Genomic DNA, 19,998 nt, shown 5'->3' on the forward strand with positions numbered 1-19,998 from the left:
ACGTTTGCTGTTCCTCATAGGATAAGTTGTCGATAAGTCTTTCTTCCCTTCCTTCCATAAATCTCCCATAATAGGTTTACAATCGAGCATTTTTGTACAGTGGGTGGAAGGGTTGACAGGTTTTGAGATACTCTATATAATCTCTCCGAGGAGAAGGAGGCGTTTTTCATCGTACAAAAAATGAAAAATCTGTTTTCTATCAAGCTAGGAAAAGGCAAGGTTTTATTACTAGTCGCTTGCTTACTTTTAGCTGGAACTGGGACGGCTTACGGTGCGCATGAGTTCACTAAGCAGTCTATTACCATTTCAATCAATGGTAAAGAGAAGACAATTCGTACACATGAAGAGACAGTAGCACAGCTGCTTTCAGACCTTGGGATACGGACCAGGGCGGAGGATCATATCTCTCCGAGTCTAAATACAAAGATTCAAGACAATATGAACATTGTGTATGATGCGGCTATACCGGTTCATCTGACCCTAGATGGGAAAGAGAAAACGATATGGACAACAGATCAGACGGTTGGAGCATTATTGAAGAATGAGAAGATAGATATTGGGAAGCACGATCAAGTGACTCCAGGAAAGAATGACAAGATTAAAAAGAATATGAATCTTGTGGTTCAGCAGGCCTTCCAGGTCAGCTTAAAGGATGGAGGAAAGGATAAAAAAGTGTGGACCACTTCGACTACGGTCGCTGACTTTTTAAAGCAACAAGAGCTGAGGCTCAAGAAGCACGATAAGATCAAACCTGCGCTACATAGTAACATTTCTAAAGAAAGCGCAGATATCCAGATCACTCGGGTGGAAAAAGTCACCGATGTAGTGGAAGAGAAAATTGCTTTTGATACCAAACATAAAAAGGATCGTTCTCTTGAAAAAGGAAAAGAGAAGGTGCTTAAAAAAGGTGAAGAAGGTAAATTGAAGAAGCACTATGCCATTGTGAAAGAAAACGGCAAAGTGGTGTCTAAAGAATTAATCAAAGAAGTAACTGAAAAAGATAGCAAGGATCGTATAGTGGCCATTGGTACTCAAGTGTCCAAAAAGGAACCTAAAGCATCCCCTGCAGTTTCAAGAAGCAATGAATCATCAGGAAAAGAATTCTACGTGGCGTCAACAGCCTATACAGCGAGCTGTGCTGGATGTACGGGCAGAACGTCTACAGGTTTTAATTTAAAAGCAAATCCGGGTGCAAAGGTCATAGCAGTTGATCCGAGTGTCATTCCGCTAGGCTCTAAAGTGTATGTGGAAGGCTATGGATATGCCGTTGCATCAGACACTGGATCTGCTATAAAAGGGAATAAAATTGATGTGTTCGTCCCAAGTAAGTCGGCAGCTTATCAATGGGGAAATAAACGAGTAAAAATTAGAGTGCTCAAATAAACACATCAAATCATTTATATGAACAGAGGGCTTTGCGCACCCTCTGTTTTTTTGGTTATAATAGAAGCACTGTTTTCTAATTAATTAGACGCAAAAACAGCATGAAAGGTTTCATTTTCTGACCAAAAAATGTTTATTGTTTTTGCAAGCGGAGGAATAAATGAAAATCAAAGAAATCATTGTGGTGGAGGGTCGTGATGACACTGCCAGAGTGAAGATGGCCGTTGATGCAGATACGATCGAAACAAACGGATCTGCCATTGGCGATACAGTCATTCAACAAGTGCGTCTTGCTCAGGAGACGAGGGGTGTCATTATTTTAACAGACCCTGATTTTCCTGGTGAAAAGATCCGTAAAACCATCGCAGAAGCGGTTCCGGGTTGTAAGCACGCTTTTTTGCCAAAACATCTTGCGAAAGCGAAGCGGGACAAAGGGATTGGCGTCGAGCACGCTTCCTTGGACAGTATTCGGGAATGCCTTGCTCATGTCCATGAGGAAATGGAAGAATCGGAAAGTGACATTACATTAGACGACTTATTTGACGCAGGCCTTATCGGAGGCGATGCATCGAAACGCCGCCGCGAACGACTAGGTGTGCTTTTAAATATAGGATATACCAATGCGAAGCAGCTGCAAAAGCGCCTTCATATGTTTCAAATAACCAAACATGATTTTATTGCGGCCTTAAAGACCGTCATGCAGGAGGAAGCCGATGAATAAAGATATTGCGACACCCGTCAGAACGAAGGAAATACTAAAGAAGTACGGTTTCTCTTTTAAAAAGAGCTTAGGGCAGAACTTTTTAATTGATACAAATATTTTAGATCGTATAGTCGATCATGCAGAGATTACGGATGAGACCGGCGTTATTGAAATTGGACCTGGTATCGGCGCATTGACAGAACAGCTCGCTAAACGAGCAAAGAAAGTGACCGCTTTCGAAATCGACCAGCGTTTATTGCCCATTTTAAACGATACACTTTCTCCATATGATAATGTCACCATCATTCACCAAGACGTATTGAAGGCGGATGTAGGAAAGGTCATCGAAGAAAACTTTGCTGACTGTAAAGAAGTGATGGTTGTAGCCAACCTTCCTTATTACGTGACGACACCGATTATTATGAAATTGCTGGAAGAAAACCTTCCATTGAAAGGGATTGTGGTCATGCTGCAAAAAGAAGTCGCAGATCGTATGGCAGCTGTCCCTTCATCGAAGGAATACAACTCGCTTTCTATTGCGGTTCAATTTTATACGGAAGCGAAAACGGTCATGGTTGTGCCTAAAACCGTTTTCGTTCCCCAGCCAAATGTTGATTCGGCTGTTATTAAACTAACAGTTCGTGAAACGCCTGCTGTCTCAGTAGAAAATGATGCATTTTTCTTTCAGCTCATCCGTGCGAGCTTTGGCCAGCGCCGGAAGACATTGATGAATAACCTGTTGAACAATCTGCCTGATGGTAAAAAACATAAAGCCATCATTGAAGAAGCCCTTGAAACAGCTGACATTGATGGAAAGCGACGCGGTGAGTCATTATCCATTGAGGAATTTGCCCGTTTAGCTAACGTTTTACAAAAAGCCCTACTTTAAGGGCTTCAGGCTGTCGAGAAAATCTCGACAATTTTTTTTAAGGTCTAGATACACCGTATATTGAATGTAACGAAAGCGAAAAACACCATATATCGTTTCGTGAACAGTTGAAAAGACAAAAATGAGGGCTTTGTTGACACCTTGTCTTGAAAACCCCCACTTTCTCTTTAAATCTGAAGCCCTACTTTAAGGGCTTTTTCTTTTGTTTTTCACCACTTTATCCGTTCGGGCATAGGCTAGAAAGAACAGCACACATGAAAGATGAACATGTTCAACGCAAGACGATACCAACAGGATATGAGCCTGATTGTGGAGTGAAAAGCATGCAATTTCAAATAGGAGATATGGTGACGAGGGCATCCTATCAAATGGATATTATGTTTCGTATCATTCGAATTGATGAGACAGATCAGCACGAAGCCACCGCCATTTTGCATGGGAATGAAGTGAGGCTGATTGCTGATGCAAAGATGTCTGACTTGGTCTTGATTCAAAAAGAGGAGCAGCTGACAAGAGAGAAGGACGACGAACGAAAAATTAACGAATCGCTCGATTTACTCAGACAGGATTATCAGCTGCTGCGTGAAAAACAAGAATATTATACTTCTGGACAATATCAGCATCAGGAGCAGTATTTTCACATGCCTGGAAAGGTTCTTCATTTAGATGGAGATGCTTCGTACTTAAAGAAATGCTTAGACGTATATGAACGAATTGGTGTGCCTGTGTATGGCGTGCATTGCCATGAGAAGAAAATGCCAAGCATGATTGACTCGTTAATCGATCAATATCGGCCTGATATCTTGGTCATCACAGGACATGATGCGTATTCCAAGCAAAAAGGCGGTGTACATGATATCGGTGCCTATCGCCATTCTCGTCATTTCGTTGAAACGGTTCAAAAAGCAAGAAGGAAAATTCCGCATTTAGATCAGCTTGTGATCTTTGCAGGTGCCTGTCAATCTCATTTTGAATCATTGATCCAAGCAGGTGCCAATTTTGCAAGCTCACCTTCTCGTGTCAACATCCATGCGCTAGACCCCGTCTATATTGTTGCGAAGATCAGCTTCACTCCATTTGTAGATCGAATCAACGTGTGGGATGTGCTCCGAAATACATTAACAAGAGAAAAAGGTCTCGGAGGAATCGAAACGAAGGGTGTTTTAAGGGTAGGTATGCCATATAAAAGAGACCAAGAATCGACATAACCCGACTGATTTCAGTCTGGTTTTTTTATATTCAAAAAGAAATTTCAAACGGATACATAATTCACCGGAATTTGAGAAAAATAGGGAGAAGAAAAGGTAGAAGTTTGTCAAAATTATTTTGTTGACAATGGCTCGTGTTCGTTGATATAATTTAATTTTTATTTGACAAAAACGGGCCGTTGTTGTATAATTATCTCAGTGAGGTGGATGCAATGGCGAAGACTTTGTCCGACATCAAAAGATCGCTTGATGGTAACTTAGGTAAACGTTTGACGTTAAAGGCTAACGGAGGCCGCCGTAAAACAATTGAGCGTTCGGGCATTTTAGCTGAAACGTACCCTTCTGTTTTTGTGATTCAATTAGATCAAGATGAGAATTCGTTTGAAAGAGTTTCTTACAGTTATGCAGATATACTGACTGAGACGGTCGAATTAACGTTCGATGATACCGCTAGCTCAGTCGCCTATTAATGGGCAGTGAACTTCTTGTTTACTGCTTTTTGTTTTGCCTTTTTTTCTGTATGGGCGCCTGTCCATTATTTGAAAGGGGTAAAAGGAAAGATTCGATACAAAATAAGAAAGCCACGAAGCGGTGGCGCTGATTCGAATTCTCGACTAAAGGGGCTGTTTCGTTTGGGTAGACGCCGAGGCATTATGTCAGATGAGTTCAAATACGAACTGGCGAAGGATCTTGGATTTTATGATACCGTCAAAAATGGAGGCTGGGGAGAGATTCGTGCGCGTGACGCAGGTAACATGGTCAAACGTGCCATTGAATTAGCTCAACAGCACATGGCTCAGGATGAGAATCAACGATAGATAAACGGTCAGGGATACCTCGGGTGTCTCTGGCTTTTTTTGATGGAAAAGTCAGTGTGCTAGGCGTTAAAGCCAATATTCATCAGATCCATCAAATGTGATACAATATTGATACTTATGTTTAGATGGAGAAGTAGGTGAAATGTTTGCGTATTTTAGAAAAAGCACCGGCAAAAATTAATCTTTCACTTGATGTTCATGGAAAAAGACCGGATGGATATCACGAAGTGGAGATGGTGATGACAACAATAGACCTTGCAGATCGACTAGAGCTGACGGAGCTGGACAAAGATGAAATCCGTGTATCATCTCATAATCGATTTGTGCCAGATGATCAGCGTAATCTGGCCTATCAGGCGGCTAAATTACTAAAAACAAGATTCGGTATTCAAAAAGGAGTATCGATTGTCATCACAAAATCAATTCCTGTCGCAGCAGGTCTAGCTGGGGGCAGCAGCGATGCAGCAGCGGCTCTGCGCGGCTTAAATCGCTTGTGGAAGTTAAATCTCACGTTAGATGAACTAGCTGAGCTTGGAGCGGAGATCGGCTCAGATGTCTCTTTTTGTGTACACGGAGGGACAGCACTAGCGACAGGACGTGGAGAGAAACTGAAGCATATTGCGACACCTCCGCATTGCTGGGTTATTTTAGCGAAGCCGGTGATTGGGGTATCTACAGCTGAAGTCTACAGACAATACGACGCAAGCAAAGTAGAACACCCAAATGTACAGCGTATGATAGAAGCAATTGAAGCGAAAGACTATAAAGGGATGTGCGGCTCACTCGGTAACGTTTTGGAATCTGTGACATTAAAGATGTATCCAGAAGTAGATATGATTAAGAGACAGATGAAGCGATTCGGTGCAGATGCTGTTTTAATGAGTGGAAGCGGCCCAACTGTATTTGGCTTGATTCAATATGAATCTAAGGTACAAAGAATATATAACGGACTGAGAGGATTTTGTGATCAAGTTTACGCTGTCCGCATGATCGGCGAACAAAATGCCCTTGATTAAATCCGTATATTAAGTTATATTATTCATAAATTATTCGGGTTCTGGGGGTAAGTTCATGAAGTTTCGTCGAAGCGGCAGATTGGTGGACTTAACAAATTATTTGTTAACCCACCCGCACGTACTAGTACCGTTAACATTTTTTGCAGAACGATATCAATCTGCGAAGTCCTCCATTAGTGAAGACTTAACAATTATTAAACAGACCTTCGAACAGCAGGGCATAGGCACATTGCTTACTGTACCTGGTGCTGCTGGCGGAGTGAAATATATTCCAAAGATTCACCTAAAAGAAGCAGACGACGTAGTAAACGATATCGGAGAGGCTTTATCGACTCCTGAACGTGTACTTCCTGGCGGCTATTTATATTTAACCGATGTTTTAGGCAATCCATCGATTCTTGCGAAAATCGGTAAGCTTTTTGCGACCATCTTTGCGGACCGTGCGATTGATGTTGTCATGACCGTTGCGACGAAAGGTATTCCAATTGCCTATTCTGTTGCAGGTTATTTAAATGTGCCTGTTGTGATCGTTAGAAAAGATAATAAGGTAACCGAGGGATCAACTGTGAGTATTAATTATGCGTCAGGTTCTTCTAACCGAATTCAAACCATGTCACTTGCAAAGCGGAGCTTAGATAAAGGATCCAATGTCCTGATCATTGATGACTTTATGAAAGCGGGCGGAACCATTAATGGCATGATGAATCTGCTTGAGGAATTCAATGCAAATGTTGCAGGGATCGGTGTTCTTTTAGAAGATGAGGGCGTAGATGAACGTCTTGTCGATGAATATATATCGTTGTTAAAGCTGTCAACCATTGATATGAAGCAGAAGATCATTGAGATCAATGAAGGCAATTTCCACGAGTTTTTTCATTCCAAAGCTTAAGCTTTGATCAAACATGTATTTGAATGGGAGAGATTGATATGACAAAAGTTGTTCAAACCAAAAACGCACCAGCAGCCATTGGACCTTACTCTCAAGGAATGATTGTCAATAACATGTTTTACAGCTCAGGCCAGATTCCATTAACGCCAGCTGGAGATTTCGTAAACGGAGATATTAAAGACCAAACACATCAAGTTTTCCGTAATCTCGAGGCCGTACTTGAAGCAGCAGGTGCTTCATTTGAAACAGTCGTGAAGGCAACTGTTTTCATTAAAGATATGGAACAATTTGCTGAAGTGAATGAAGTGTACGGTGAGTATTTCCATACGCATAAGCCAGCTCGTTCATGTGTAGAAGTAGCAAGACTTCCAAAGGATGCACTTGTAGAAATTGAAGTTGTTGCACTAGTGAAATAAACAGGCAGCCTCATTGAAAGCCGTTTGGTTTCATCATATGCAGGAAAAGGCATCATCATGATGTCTTTTTTTCACGTAACAGATGTAAGCGCCGTCATTGAAATGACAAAAAATGTATAAATATCCCGATATTTCAAAAAAAGTTTAAAAAAAGAGCAGGAGAATCACCACAATCGTTGAATACCTAAGTAATGCTTTTATATTGGGAAAAGGTGGTGAACTACTGTGGAAGTTACTGACGTAAGATTACGCCGCGTGAATACCGATGGTCGCATGAGGGCGATTGCATCCATCACGCTGGACCACGAATTTGTTGTTCATGATATTCGTGTGATTGATGGAAATAATGGGTTGTTTGTTGCAATGCCTAGCAAACGCACGCCTGATGGAGAGTTTCGCGATATTGCACATCCAATTAACTCAAGCACTCGGGGTAAAATCCAAGATGCTGTTTTAAATGAATATCATCGCTTAGGCGAAGAAGAAGAAACAATTGAATATGAAGAAGCTGGAGCTTCTTAATCATATGTGAAACTAAAAAGACAGCTTTAAGAGAAAATGGAATGTTTTCTTTTAAATGCTGTCTTTTTTGCGTTTTTTCTTCTGTTTCTTCTGTGTATCATCCATTAGAAAATTATTGTACTTCCTCATGTATCCTTGAAATCAGTTCATATTTAGGATATATTTTTCTATGGATAATAGGGATATTGGAGGCCAATCAATGGATAAGCGGTTCGCAGTGATATTAGCAGCGGGAAAAGGAACGAGAATGAAGTCAAAGCTATACAAAGTACTTCATCCAGTTTGCGGAAAGCCAATGGTCGAGCATGTGGCAGATGAAGCGTTAAAGCTTTCTTTAGCCAAGCTTGTGACGATTGTCGGTCATGGAGCAGAGGACGTCAAGGAACAGCTTGGGGATAGAAGTGAATATGCACTTCAAGAAGAACAGCTGGGAACAGCACATGCCGTCAAACAAGCAAAGTCGTTCCTCGCGCAGGAAAAGGGAACAACCATTGTCATCTGTGGAGATACGCCATTATTGACAGCGGAAACAATGGAAGCCATGTTAACCGAGCATCAAAAACATCAAGCGAAGGTCACTATTTTAACAGCACATGCGGATGACCCAACAGGCTATGGCCGTATTATTCGTGACGAAACAGATGCTGTTGTGAAGATTGTGGAGCATAAAGATGCGAATGATGCAGAACGTCAAGTGAATGAAATTAATACAGGGACCTATTGCTTCGCAAATGAAGATCTCTTCCGTGTGATTGAGCAAGTGTCGAATGAAAATGCACAGGGCGAATACTATTTGCCAGATGTCATTGAAATTTTAAAGAATGAAGGACAAACAGTTGCAGCCTATCAAACACCGCATTTTGAAGAAACACTTGGAGTGAATGATCGTATTGCTCTATCACAAGCAGAGCAATTCATGAAGCGACGTATTAATCATCAGCATATGAAGAATGGTGTGACCTTGATTGATCCTGAGAACACGTATATCTCGCCAGATGCTGTCATCGGTGAAGATACAATCATTTATCCTGGGACGGTCATCAAAGGGAATGTAAAAATCGGTGCAGACGCCACCATTGGGCCGAACACTGAAATTGTTGATAGCATCATCGGAGATCGAACAGTGATTAAGCAATCTGTCGTCTGCGATAGTGAGGTAGGAGTAGATGTGACAATTGGGCCGTTTGCGCATATTCGCCCGTTGTCGAAAATTGGCGATGAAGTGAAGATCGGGAATTTTGTCGAAATCAAGAAAACGGTTTTCGGTGACCGCAGCAAAGCATCCCACCTAAGCTATATTGGAGATGCAGAGGTCGGCACTGATGTAAACCTTGGCTGTGGATCAATTACAGTCAACTATGATGGGAAGAACAAATTCATAACAAAGATTGAAGACGGCGCCTTTATTGGCTGTAATTCAAATCTCGTCGCACCAGTCACTGTCGGAAAAGGGGCATATGTTGCAGCCGGTTCAACGGTTACAGAAGATGTGCCGCAGGATGCATTGTCTATTGCTAGAGCAAGACAAGTCAATAAAGAAGATTATGTGAAAAATATTCATAAAAAATAATCCAAATACCCGGAGGTTTACCATGTCTAATCGTTATGCTGATGCGAATTTGAAGATATTCTCTTTGAATTCAAACCCTGAACTTGCTAAAGAAATTGCCGATCGTATCGGAGTTGATGTAGGAAAGAGCTCTGTTAAACGTTTTAGTGACGGTGAAGTCCAAATCAATATTGAAGAAAGTATTCGCGGCTGTGATTGTTATGTCATTCAATCAACAAGTGCGCCAGTTAATGAGCACATTATGGAACTTCTCATTATGGTTGATGCATTAAAACGTGCTTCTGCGAAAACTGTCAACATTGTGATCCCTTATTACGGATATGCACGTCAAGATCGTAAGGCAAAACCTCGTGAGCCAATCACTGCGAAGCTTTTTGCCAACTTACTTGAAACAGCTGGTGCTACACGTGTTATCGCACTAGATCTACATGCGCCGCAAATCCAAGGTTTCTTTGATATTCCAATCGATAACTTAATGGCTGTGCCAATCTTAACAAACTATTTCGAACAGAAAAACTTGAATGATATTGTCGTTGTGTCTCCTGACCACGGTGGTGTGACACGTGCGCGCAAAATGGCAGACCGCTTAAAAGCGCCAATCGCAATTATCGACAAACGTCGTCCGAAGCCAAACGTTGCTGAAGTGATGAACATCATCGGTAACATTGAAGGTAAAACGGCGATTCTGATTGATGATATCATTGATACAGCTGGTACCATTACACTGGCAGCAAATGCGCTTGTCGAAAATGGAGCGACTGAAGTGTATGCTTGCTGTACTCACCCAGTATTGTCTGGGCCAGCAGTAGAACGCATCACAAACTCTAAAATTAAAGAATTGGTTGTAACCAACAGTATTCACTTAACAGATGACAAGAAAGTAGAAAAAATCATTCCACTTTCAGTTGGGCCTTTGCTTGCAGAAGCCATCATCCGTGTGCATGAAGAAGAATCTGTGAGCTACCTTTTTAGCTAATTCTCTTTTCAAAAAGGCCCTAGGTATCAGCTTAGGGTCTTTTTGCTGTCATAATTGACAGCCAAACATGTTTAAAATGATTCAGTTATGGGTATTTATGAAAGTAGTGACAAAAAAGAAATAGGATGGTGCTGAATATGGCAACTTTAAAAGCAAATAAAAGAACTGATTTCAAACGTTCCACACTGCAAAAAATCCGTCATTCAGGACACGTTCCTGGTGTCATATACGGAAAAAACACAGACAACCTGGCTGTTTCATTAGACAGCATCGATTTATTAAAGACCTTACGTGATGAAGGGAAGAATACAATCATCACATTAGACGTGGGCGGCGATACAAAATCTGTGATGGTCACAGAATTACAAACAGATCCGCTGAAAAACGAGCTTGTTCACGCTGATTTCCAAGTGGTCGACTTACAGCGAGAAATTGATGCAGATGTACCTGTACAGCTGATTGGTGAGTCTAAAGGGGTAAAAGATGGCGGTGTACTTCAGCAGCCACTATTTGAATTATCCGTTACAGCAAAACCGAAGGATATCCCGCAACATATTGAAGCTGATATTACAAACTTAGATGTAAATGATGTACTAACAGTGGGTGATCTGCCTGTTCAGTCAACCTATCAAATAAATAACGATCCAGAAGAAGTCGTTGCATCCATTCTACCGCCTCAGCAATCCGAGGTTCCTGAGCCAGATAGCGAAGAGGAAACACAAGAACCTGAGGCTATTAAAGAAAAGGATAACAATGGAGAATAACTGGTCATTTAGAGACGTAACCCTCCCGCGGTTGCGTCTTTTGTGCTAGAATGAAAAGAATTCATACGTTTTTACATGAGGCAATCATATTGGCTCATTTTTTAGGCGTGTGCATTGTGATAAAGGAGGTTATTGGTCTCATGATTGCATTCGTTGGATTGGGTAATCCAGGAAGAGAATACGAAACAACAAGACATAATGTCGGGTTTATGACAATAGATGAATTATCAAAAAAATGGGACATCCCATTAAATCAATCAAAATTCCATGGACAATTTGGAACAGGGTTTGTTTCAGGGCAAAAGGTTCTACTTGTGAAGCCTCTTACATATATGAACTTATCAGGAGAATGCGTGCGTCCACTTTTGGATTACTATGATATTCCCCTTGAACATTTAAAAGTCATCTATGACGATCTTGATTTACCAACTGGGCGGATTCGTTTGCGTACTAAGGGAAGTGCAGGAGGGCATAATGGGATTAAGTCGTTGATTCAGCATTTAGGCTCACCTGAGTTTGACCGATTCCGCATCGGTATTGGCCGCCCGCAAAATGGCATGAAGGTCGTTGATTACGTACTAGGACGCTTCTCAGAAGAGGAACAGCCTGACATCGCATCAGCCATTCAAGCGTCTGTTGAAGCTTGTGAGGCGGCTTTAACAAAGCCATTTTTAGAAGTGATGAATGATTTCAACAAGAAGGTATAAGAATGATAAGCAAAGCACATACTGATCATAAAATCTCAGCATGGGAGGATCACATATGGCTTTGCATTATTACTGCCGGCACTGTGGTGTAAAGGTTGGCAGTCTAGATGAATCCGCTGTTCAAAGTGAAGCACTTGGATTTCATCACTTAACAAATGAGGAAAGAAACGATATGATTTCTTATAGGGAAAATGGTGATTTACATGTACAAACCATTTGTGAGGATTGCCAAGAGGCGCTCGAAAGAAATCCTGATTACCATCAGTATCATACTTTTATTCAATAAAAAGCTTTGGTGTAGGTACTAGACCAAAGCGTTTTTCTGTTTTAAACAAGCAGGGAGGAGGAGCCAAATGAAAAACATACAATCATTTATCAAACAAAGTGATGATTTTCAGTCCATTTTTAATGGACTAAAAGAAGGGTTAAAAGAACAGCTGCTCGCCGGACTATCAGGCTCCGTCAGATCTTTATTTACAGCCGCCATATCAGACGAGCTAAAGCGGCCGATGTTTATTGTGACCCACAATTTGTATCAAGCGCAGAAGGTAACAGATGATCTAGCAAGTGTGATCTCGGATCGCTCGGTCCTTCTTTATCCTGTAAATGAACTCATTGCATCAGAGATCGCAGTTGCCAGCCCTGAGCTTAGAGCACAGCGTCTAGATGTCCTGAATCGACTTGCTAATGGAGAAAACCCCATTATCGTAACCCCGGCAGCTGCGGTGCGCAGAATGCTTCCGCCAGTCGAGCTCTGGAAGGAGAGTCAGATCCATTTAAAGCTCGGTGAAGAAATTGATTTGGAGGCGTTTTCAAAACAACTCGTGCAAATCGGTTATGACCGGACGTCTATGGTTGCTGCGCCCGGAGATTTTAGTGTGCGCGGAGGGATCATCGACATTTATGCGTTAACGGAAGATCATCCTATTCGTATTGAATTGTTTGATACAGAAGTTGACTCAATTCGGACCTTCCATTCTGATACTCAGCGTTCACTAGAAACGCTTCAAGAGATCAAGATTGGCCCGGCAATAGAGCTGATTGTGAGAGGTTCTGAACGCGTGAGAGCGATAGAACAGCTTGACCAAGGACTTGCGAAGAGCTTAAAGAAATTCAACTCTGATCAACAAAAAGAGCTGCTGCATCAGAATATTTCTGCTGATCGAGAGAAGCTGCTAGAAGGCATCGTCACACAGGAAATGACGAAGTACCTGTCCTATTTCTATGAAAAGCCTGCTAGTTTGCTAGATTACACATCGCAGGATACGATTATCATTCTAGATGAAATTAGCAGAATTCAGGAGATGGAAGAGCAGCTTGAAAAGGAAGAAGCTGATTGGACGATTAGTCTGCTTGAAGAAGGCAATATTCTTCATGATTTATCTCTTTCCTTCCCATTCCAAGAGCTAATCAATCAGCAATCGAGATCCATTCTGTACTATTCCTTGTTCTTGAGACATGTCCAGCAGACAAATCCGCAAAATATCGTCAATGTATCTAGTAAGCAAATGCAGAATTTCCATGGGCAGATGAATGTACTTGCGAGTGAAATTGAACGCTACAAAAAACAACATTACACGGTTGTCTTTTTAGGTGCGGATGAAGAGCGAACAGAGAAGCTGTCGTCTGTCTTACATGATTATGACATTGAAGCTGCTCTCGCTAAACCGGACGCTGAGCTTGTAAGCGGGCAAGTGTACATTTTACAAGGTGAGCTGCAAACAGGCTTTGAACTGCCATTATCAAAAATTGCAGTGATCACTGAAGGTGAGCTCTTCAAGAAACGTGTGAAGAAGCAGGCGCGTAAGCAAAAGCTGACCAACGCTGAGCGAATTAAGAGCTATTCAGAGCTTCAAGTCGGCGACTATGTGGTGCACATTAACCACGGGATCGGTAAGTATTTAGGAATCGAAACGCTTGAGATCGGCGGCATTCATAAAGATTATTTAAATATTCATTATCAAGGAAGCGACAAGCTTTATGTACCGGTTGAACAAATTGATCAGGTGCAGAAATACGTAGGATCAGAAGGAAAAGAACCAAAGCTGTACAAACTAGGCGGCAGTGACTGGAAACGCGTGAAGAAAAAAGTAGAATCTTCTGTTCAGGATATTGCAGATGATCTCATTAAGCTGTATGCAGAACGTGAGGCAAGCAAAGGGTATGCCTTCTCGCCTGATCATGAGATGCAGAGCCAGTTTGAATCTGCGTTCCCTTACCAGGAAACAGACGACCAAATTCGTTCTATTCACGAAATCAAACAAGACATGGAGCGAGAACGTCCGATGGATCGCCTGCTTTGTGGAGATGTGGGATATGGAAAAACAGAGGTGGCCATTCGTGCGGCCTTTAAAGCTATTGCTGACGGGAAGCAGGTTGCACTGCTTGTACCGACAACGATCTTAGCACAGCAGCATTTTGACACGATTATGGACCGATTCCAGGACTACCCTATCAAAATCGCTCAGCTTAGCCGTTTCCGTACGCGGAAAGAAACAACAGAAACGTTAAAAGGGCTGAAGAACGGAACCATTGATATGGTCATCGGGACACACCGACTTCTTTCAAAAGACATTGTTTACAAGGATTTAGGACTGTTGATCATTGACGAGGAACAGCGTTTTGGCGTCACGCATAAAGAGAAAATAAAGCAGATGAAAGCCAATATCGATGTACTGACATTAACGGCAACGCCAATCCCACGAACGCTTCATATGTCGATGCTTGGTGTACGAGACTTATCCGTTATTGAAACACCGCCTGAAAACCGTTTCCCTGTTCAAACCTATGTTGTAGAGTACAATGGTGCTTTAGTCAGAGAAGCGATCGAGCGAGAACTAGCTCGAGGCGGCCAAGTGTACTTCCTTTACAATCGTGTTGAGGATATTGAACGGAAAGCAGATGAAATCTCGATGCTTGTCCCAGACGCGAAAGTCAGCTATGCGCATGGGAAAATGAGTGAGAACGAGCTGGAATCGGTCATGATCAATTTTCTTGAAGGCGAATCAGATGTATTGGTCAGTACAACCATTATTGAAACGGGCGTCGACATTCCAAATGTGAACACGCTCATTGTACACGATGCTGATAAAATGGGGCTTTCTCAGCTGTACCAGTTAAGAGGACGAGTCGGCCGCTCGAATCGAGTTGCTTATGCTTATTTCACTTATCGAAAAGACAAAGTTCTTTCTGAAGTAGCGGAGAAAAGACTTCAGGCCATTAAAGAATTCACAGAGCTCGGATCAGGTTTTAAAATTGCGATGCGTGATTTAACGATTCGAGGAGCAGGGAATTTACTTGGTGCACAGCAGCATGGATTCATTGATTCTGTTGGATTCGATCTGTATTCTCAAATGCTGAAAGAAGCGATTGAAGAAAGAAGAGGCGACACGACAGCTCAAGAAAAATTTGAGCCGGAAATCGATCTGCAAATTGATGCCTACATCCCTGACACATATATTTCTGATGGCAAGCAAAAGATCGAGATGTATAAACAGTTTAGAGCCATTGGATCGATTGAAGAGCGAAAAGAGCTTCAGGATGAAATGATTGACCGATTCGGTGAATATCCGCAAGAAGTGGCTGATTTGTTCACGATTGCGACGATGAAGGTGTACGCTGTGCAGGAACGTGTCGAGCTGATCAAGATGGAGAAAGGCATTGTCAGACTCACCCTAGATGAGAAAGAAAGCAGTGAAATCGACGGTCAAAAATTATTTGAGCTTGGCAGTAAATATGGACGTGACATTGGCTTAGGAATGGAAGGCAGCAAGCTGATTATTTCTGTCCAGACGAAAGGGAAGAAGACCGGGGAATGGCTTGAGATCGTTCTTAGCATGCTTCGAGGCCTTCAAAGTGTGAAAAAAGAAACCATTCCATCTTCATAAAATTTTGTTTGTCTCTCGTGTATATTACGTTTGATGTGACGGATACTAAACTCAGGGTCAAGTGGTGAATGTTGCATAAAGTGGACGCTTTTGTTCCATTCACCCAATACATCATCAAACGAAAGAGAGGCAGCAGTGAATGAAAGCAACTGGAATTGTACGCCGTATCGATGATTTAGGTAGAGTGGTTATTCCGAAGGAGATTCGCAGAACATTGCGTATCCGGGAAGGAGATCCGCTTGAGATTTTTGTCGACCGCGATGGAGAAGTGATTTTGAAGAAGTATTCACCGATTAGTGAGCTAGGGGACTTTGCGAAGGAATATGCTGATGCATTATTCGATAGTTTGGGTCATTCCATCCTGATCTGTGATCGTGATACGTATATTGCTGTATCCGGCAGTTCGAAAAAAGAGTATTTAAACAAATCCATCAGTGATTTACTTGAACGAACAATGGATCAGCGTAATTCTGTGTTAGAAGAAAGCAAGAAAGAAATCCAACTAGTCGATGGTATTGATGATGACGTATCTGCTTATACCATTGCACCTATTGTTGCAAACGGAGACCCAATTGGCGCCGTGGTCTTATTTTCTAAAGAGCGTTCAATGGGAGAAGTGGAGCATAAAGCGGCAGAAACGGCAGCTGGCTTCTTAGCCCGTCAAATGGAACATTAGGTCTAATAATTCTATATCATTTTGATCAAACGAAAGAATGCCGATGAAATCATTTGATTTTATCGGCGTTTTTTATATGGAATGAAACAAAACGGGTAATGTGTCGTCTACTCCTTAGAAAGAAACGGTGTTTCAGTAACGTATGATATAATGAGTGCGTTTAAATGTAGATCTATTTTTTGATTGAACATAAAGGAGTCATCCATGAAAAATGCTGTGAATCAGCCGCATTGGCTTTTCCAAGGTGCGGTGATTTTGACCATCGCAGGCTTGCTATCAAAGGTACTAAGTGCCGTTTATCGTGTCCCTTTTCAAAACATCGTAGGAGACACAGGTTTTTATATTTATCAGCAGGTTTATCCTTTTCTGGGCATTGCCATCATGCTTGGGACAACAGGGTTTCCTGTCATGGTGTCCAAGCTCCTGAGTGAGCATGGGGAAGAGAATCGACGAATCATTACAAGGGTATCGTTGATGTATATCACTTTACTGAGCTTGGTCTTATTTCTTTGTCTATACATAGGAGCAGGCAGGATAGCGAACCTCATGGCGGACAGCCATTTAATCTTGCTCATCCAGATGAGTGCATTTGTTTTTCTATTTCTGCCGCTCACCGTAATGCTGAGGGGTGTTTTTCAGAGTGACGGCATGATGCTCCCAACCGCTATTTCTCAGTTGGTTGAGCAGCTCGTCAGGGTAGGCGTCCTGCTTGTTTTATCCTTTTATTTCGTGAGGCACGGCTATTCGCTTTATGAAACAGGAGCGGGTGCAGTGTTCTCCTCTATAGCGGGAAGTGCGGCCTCACTCGTCCTGCTTCTTTTTCTTTGGCTGACCTATCGGAGGCAGTCGCCATTAAGCAGTGCGTTACACCAGGCGACTCTGCGGAAAAAAGATGTTTTGAAGAGTTTAGTCCTGTATACATTGACGATTTGTGTAAGCGGGTTGCTTATTTTATGGATGCAAATGATTGATGCCTTTCACCTGTATGCTTTGCTTCGCAGCGAGGGCTTGAGTGAAGCGGCAGCAAAGGCGGCAAAAGGCGTGTATGACCGAGGGCAGCCTTTCTTGCAGCTAGGGACGGTGTTTGCGATTAGTATCGGAACCTCTCTTGTTCCATTTTTATCGTCAGCCATGAGGAAAGGGCATCACGAAGCGATTCGGCAAAAAGTCCGTACATCGTTTAAGACAACGTCTGTGCTAGGGATTGGTTCAGCGGTCGGGCTGATTTGTATTCTATCGTCAGTGAATACAATGCTTTTTCGTAATGACCTAGGCACAGATGCGCTGCAAATATTCTGTATATCGATCGCATTTACGTCGATTGCCATTACGCAAACCGCTTTACTTCAGGGGCTTGGGCATCCCGTGTATCCGGCTATTGTGGTGATCCTCAGTGTGCTCGTGAAATGGATGCTGACGCTTGCGCTTGTGCCGTTATTTGGCATCCACGGTGCCGCATGGTCAACCGTATCTGGTTTTCTCGCCGCAGCCGTGCTCAATGCGGTTTACTTAAAGCGTAAAGGATGGATTTCAATGAGAGAGCTTTTCCCAGTAAAAATTCTTTTATCAGCGGCTCTCATGGCCATCGTCTTAATAGGGTATCAGGCTTTGTTTTCTTGGGTCATTCCCTTTGAAAAACGCCCGTTTTCCGTTTTAGAGAGCCTGACGTCAGTTTTTATTGGTGGTTTCGCCTTTTTATATAGTATTCTTAAGCTAGAAGTATTTACGGACGAGGAATGGAGACTCATTCCATTAGGAGAAAAGATTTTATATTTTAAACAGATGAGAGGGAATAGAAATGACAGGTAAGATTACAGTCGTCGGTCTTGGGGCAGGCGACATGGATCAGCTGACGCTTGGTGTATATAAGCAACTGAAGCAGGCGACAGAAGTATTTATGAGAACGCAGGATCATCCGCTTACCGCAGAATTGATGCAGGAGATCCCGTCTCTGACCTTTTTTGATGAGATTTATGAAAAGCACGATCAGTTTGATTCGGTGTATCAGGAAATTACAGAAATTCTATTCGCAGAGGCTGCAGAGAAAGATATTGTGTATGCAGTGCCAGGACATCCATTTGTAGCAGAAAAGACCGTGCAGCTGCTTGTCGCCCAGCAGAAAGAGCGCGGGATTGAGGTGTACGTTGCTGGTGGACAAAGCTTTCTTGATGCGACCTTTAATTCCTTGCAGATTGACCCGATTGAAGGGCTGCAATTCGTTGATGCAGGGGATATGAGAGCGGATGATTTGAAATTAACCCAGCATGTTTTGATTTGTCAGGTGTATGATCAGATGACAGCTTCGAATGTGAAGCTTACGCTGATGGAGAAGCTGCCTGACGACTATGAAGTCTATATTGTGACCGCGGCTGGGAGCAGTCAGGAACAGATGACAGCTGTTCCTTTATTTGAACTTGATCGAGATGTGTCGATAAATAACTTAACGAGTGTTTATGTACCTCCAATTCAAGATGAAAAGCTGCTCTATCAACAATTTGACACTTTCCGTGATATCATTCGTACGTTAAGAGGTCCAGGCGGCTGCCCGTGGGATCAAAAACAAACCAATGAGTCACTCAAACCGTACTTAATTGAAGAGTGCTATGAACTGCTTGAAGCTATAGATGAAGACGACCCAGATCATATGGTGGAAGAGCTCGGAGATGTGCTGCTGCAAGTTTTACTTCACGCTCAAATTGGTGAAGATGATGGCTATTTCTCAATCGATGACGTCATCCAGCATGTTACAGAAAAAATGATTCGTCGACATCCACATGTGTTTGGTGATACGAGTGTCTCTGAGGCATCAGACGTGGTGGCCAACTGGGAAAAAATCAAGCAGCAGGAGAAGCCGGAGCGGCCAGCATCTATATTGCAGTCCATCCCAACGACACTTCCAGCTTTAACAAAGGCATATAAGCTCCAAAAGAAAGCCGCTAAGGTGGGCTTCGATTGGACAGAAGTAGAAGATATTTGGAACAAATACGAAGAAGAAAAGCAGGAATTCCTCGTTGAAGTGGCAGAGAAAACGGGCGAAGGTGCAACGAAGCATATGAAAGATGAATTTGGGGATCTTTTGTTTGTTCTTGTTAATATTGGCAGGTTCTATCATCTGGAGCCTGAAACGGCCCTCTCTTCCGCAAACACAAAATTCATGCGTCGCTTTCAGCACATCGAACAAAAAGCAAAGGACATGGGACGTTCACTAGAGGATCTGACGCTAGAGGAAATGGACGATCTGTGGAACGATGCCAAACGCATAGAAAGAGGTGAACACATATGAGACTAGATAAATTTTTAAAAGTTTCTCGATTAATTAAAAGAAGAACATTGGCAAAAGAAGTAGCCGATCAAGGCAGAATTTCCATTAATGGAACGCAGGCGAAAGCAAGCTCTGACGTAAAAGAAGGAGACGAGCTTCAAATCCGCTTTGGTCAAAAACTTGTGACCGTTCAAGTCAACGAGTTAAAGGACACGACGAAAAAAGAAGAAGCGGCTGGCATGTATACCGTGCTAAAAGAAGAAAAAACAGCAGAATAGGGCTTGTTCTAAATGACCCTCCTGTCACATACAA

General features: G+C 42.4%; 20 protein-coding genes. All 20 read left to right on the top strand.

Features of this window, described 5'->3' with window-relative positions; all coding sequences use genetic code 11:
* Window positions 1–180: 180 nt before the first annotated feature.
* The 20 genes from NPA43_RS00270 to NPA43_RS00365 all read left to right on the top strand — a co-directional run bounded on the left by NPA43_RS00270 (window position 181) and on the right by NPA43_RS00365 (window position 19,964).
* Window positions 181–1,383 carry a G5 and 3D domain-containing protein gene (locus NPA43_RS00270; RefSeq protein WP_256499208.1) on the top strand — a complete coding sequence of 401 codons (1,203 nt, stop codon included), beginning with the start codon at window positions 181–183 and terminating at the stop codon, window positions 1,381–1,383.
* Window positions 1,384–1,543: 160 nt separating this feature from the next.
* Entirely contained in the window at window positions 1,544–2,104 is a 561-nt protein-coding gene (gene rnmV / locus NPA43_RS00275) for a ribonuclease M5 (RefSeq protein ID WP_034324499.1), read from the top strand.
* Window positions 2,097–2,975, top strand: coding sequence for a 16S rRNA (adenine(1518)-N(6)/adenine(1519)-N(6))-dimethyltransferase RsmA (rsmA, locus tag NPA43_RS00280; protein ID WP_099728331.1), 879 nt, complete (start codon window positions 2,097–2,099; stop codon window positions 2,973–2,975). The genes rnmV and rsmA overlap by 8 nt, the downstream gene beginning before the upstream one ends.
* A 323-nt stretch (window positions 2,976–3,298) precedes the next feature.
* On the top strand, window positions 3,299–4,183 hold the full coding sequence (gene yabG / locus NPA43_RS00285) for a sporulation peptidase YabG (RefSeq protein ID WP_099728346.1): 885 nt from the start codon (window positions 3,299–3,301) through the stop codon (window positions 4,181–4,183).
* A 212-nt stretch (window positions 4,184–4,395) separates the two neighbouring features.
* Window positions 4,396–4,653 (top strand): biofilm formation stimulator Veg, encoded by a 258-nt coding sequence (gene veg, locus NPA43_RS00290; protein WP_003217979.1) that lies wholly within the window; start codon window positions 4,396–4,398, stop codon window positions 4,651–4,653.
* A 162-nt stretch (window positions 4,654–4,815) separates the two neighbouring features.
* Window positions 4,816–5,001: a small, acid-soluble spore protein, alpha/beta type gene (locus NPA43_RS00295; protein WP_012008653.1), complete on the top strand. Its 186-nt coding sequence runs from the start codon at window positions 4,816–4,818 to the stop codon at window positions 4,999–5,001.
* Window positions 5,002–5,147: 146 nt separating this feature from the next.
* Window positions 5,148–6,017 carry a 4-(cytidine 5'-diphospho)-2-C-methyl-D-erythritol kinase gene (gene ispE / locus NPA43_RS00300; protein ID WP_099728330.1) on the top strand — a complete coding sequence of 290 codons (870 nt, stop codon included), beginning with the start codon at window positions 5,148–5,150 and terminating at the stop codon, window positions 6,015–6,017.
* Window positions 6,018–6,072: 55 nt separating this feature from the next.
* Window positions 6,073–6,906, top strand: a complete 834-nt coding sequence (gene purR / locus NPA43_RS00305; RefSeq protein WP_099728329.1) for a pur operon repressor — start codon at window positions 6,073–6,075, stop codon at window positions 6,904–6,906.
* A gap of 38 nt (window positions 6,907–6,944) precedes the next feature.
* Window positions 6,945–7,322, top strand: coding sequence for a 2-iminobutanoate/2-iminopropanoate deaminase (gene ridA, locus NPA43_RS00310; protein WP_099728328.1), 378 nt, complete (start codon window positions 6,945–6,947; stop codon window positions 7,320–7,322).
* A gap of 225 nt (window positions 7,323–7,547) precedes the next feature.
* Window positions 7,548–7,844, top strand: a complete 297-nt coding sequence (spoVG, locus tag NPA43_RS00315) for a septation regulator SpoVG (RefSeq protein WP_008357439.1) — start codon at window positions 7,548–7,550, stop codon at window positions 7,842–7,844.
* A 199-nt stretch (window positions 7,845–8,043) separates the two neighbouring features.
* Window positions 8,044–9,414, top strand: a complete 1,371-nt coding sequence (glmU, locus tag NPA43_RS00320; protein ID WP_099728327.1) for a bifunctional UDP-N-acetylglucosamine diphosphorylase/glucosamine-1-phosphate N-acetyltransferase GlmU — start codon at window positions 8,044–8,046, stop codon at window positions 9,412–9,414.
* 22 nt (window positions 9,415–9,436) lie between these two features.
* Window positions 9,437–10,390: a ribose-phosphate diphosphokinase gene (locus tag NPA43_RS00325; protein ID WP_099728326.1), complete on the top strand. Its 954-nt coding sequence runs from the start codon at window positions 9,437–9,439 to the stop codon at window positions 10,388–10,390.
* A 137-nt stretch (window positions 10,391–10,527) separates the two neighbouring features.
* Window positions 10,528–11,154, top strand: coding sequence for a 50S ribosomal protein L25/general stress protein Ctc (locus NPA43_RS00330; RefSeq protein ID WP_099728325.1), 627 nt, complete (start codon window positions 10,528–10,530; stop codon window positions 11,152–11,154).
* A gap of 140 nt (window positions 11,155–11,294) precedes the next feature.
* Window positions 11,295–11,861, top strand: coding sequence for an aminoacyl-tRNA hydrolase (gene pth / locus NPA43_RS00335; RefSeq protein WP_099728324.1), 567 nt, complete (start codon window positions 11,295–11,297; stop codon window positions 11,859–11,861).
* A gap of 55 nt (window positions 11,862–11,916) precedes the next feature.
* Complete coding sequence (locus NPA43_RS00340) at window positions 11,917–12,147, top strand: anti-sigma-F factor Fin (protein WP_003217967.1); 231 nt, start codon at window positions 11,917–11,919, stop codon at window positions 12,145–12,147.
* Between the two features lie 67 nt (window positions 12,148–12,214).
* Window positions 12,215–15,748, top strand: coding sequence for a transcription-repair coupling factor (gene mfd, locus NPA43_RS00345; protein ID WP_099728323.1), 3,534 nt, complete (start codon window positions 12,215–12,217; stop codon window positions 15,746–15,748).
* 139 nt (window positions 15,749–15,887) lie between these two features.
* Window positions 15,888–16,424 carry a stage V sporulation protein T gene (gene spoVT, locus NPA43_RS00350; protein WP_003217990.1) on the top strand — a complete coding sequence of 179 codons (537 nt, stop codon included), beginning with the start codon at window positions 15,888–15,890 and terminating at the stop codon, window positions 16,422–16,424.
* 204 nt (window positions 16,425–16,628) lie between these two features.
* Window positions 16,629–18,233, top strand: coding sequence for a putative polysaccharide biosynthesis protein (locus NPA43_RS00355; protein ID WP_249705136.1), 1,605 nt, complete (start codon window positions 16,629–16,631; stop codon window positions 18,231–18,233).
* Window positions 18,223–19,707, top strand: a complete 1,485-nt coding sequence (gene mazG, locus NPA43_RS00360; protein WP_249705137.1) for a bifunctional methyltransferase/pyrophosphohydrolase YabN — start codon at window positions 18,223–18,225, stop codon at window positions 19,705–19,707. The genes NPA43_RS00355 and mazG overlap by 11 nt, the downstream gene beginning before the upstream one ends.
* Window positions 19,704–19,964: an RNA-binding S4 domain-containing protein gene (locus NPA43_RS00365; RefSeq protein WP_008341839.1), complete on the top strand. Its 261-nt coding sequence runs from the start codon at window positions 19,704–19,706 to the stop codon at window positions 19,962–19,964. The genes mazG and NPA43_RS00365 overlap by 4 nt, the downstream gene beginning before the upstream one ends.
* The last annotated feature ends 34 nt before the right edge of the window (window positions 19,965–19,998 follow it).

The organism is Bacillus pumilus, from assembly GCF_024498355.1.
GTDB lineage: Bacteria > Bacillota > Bacilli > Bacillales > Bacillaceae > Bacillus > Bacillus pumilus_P.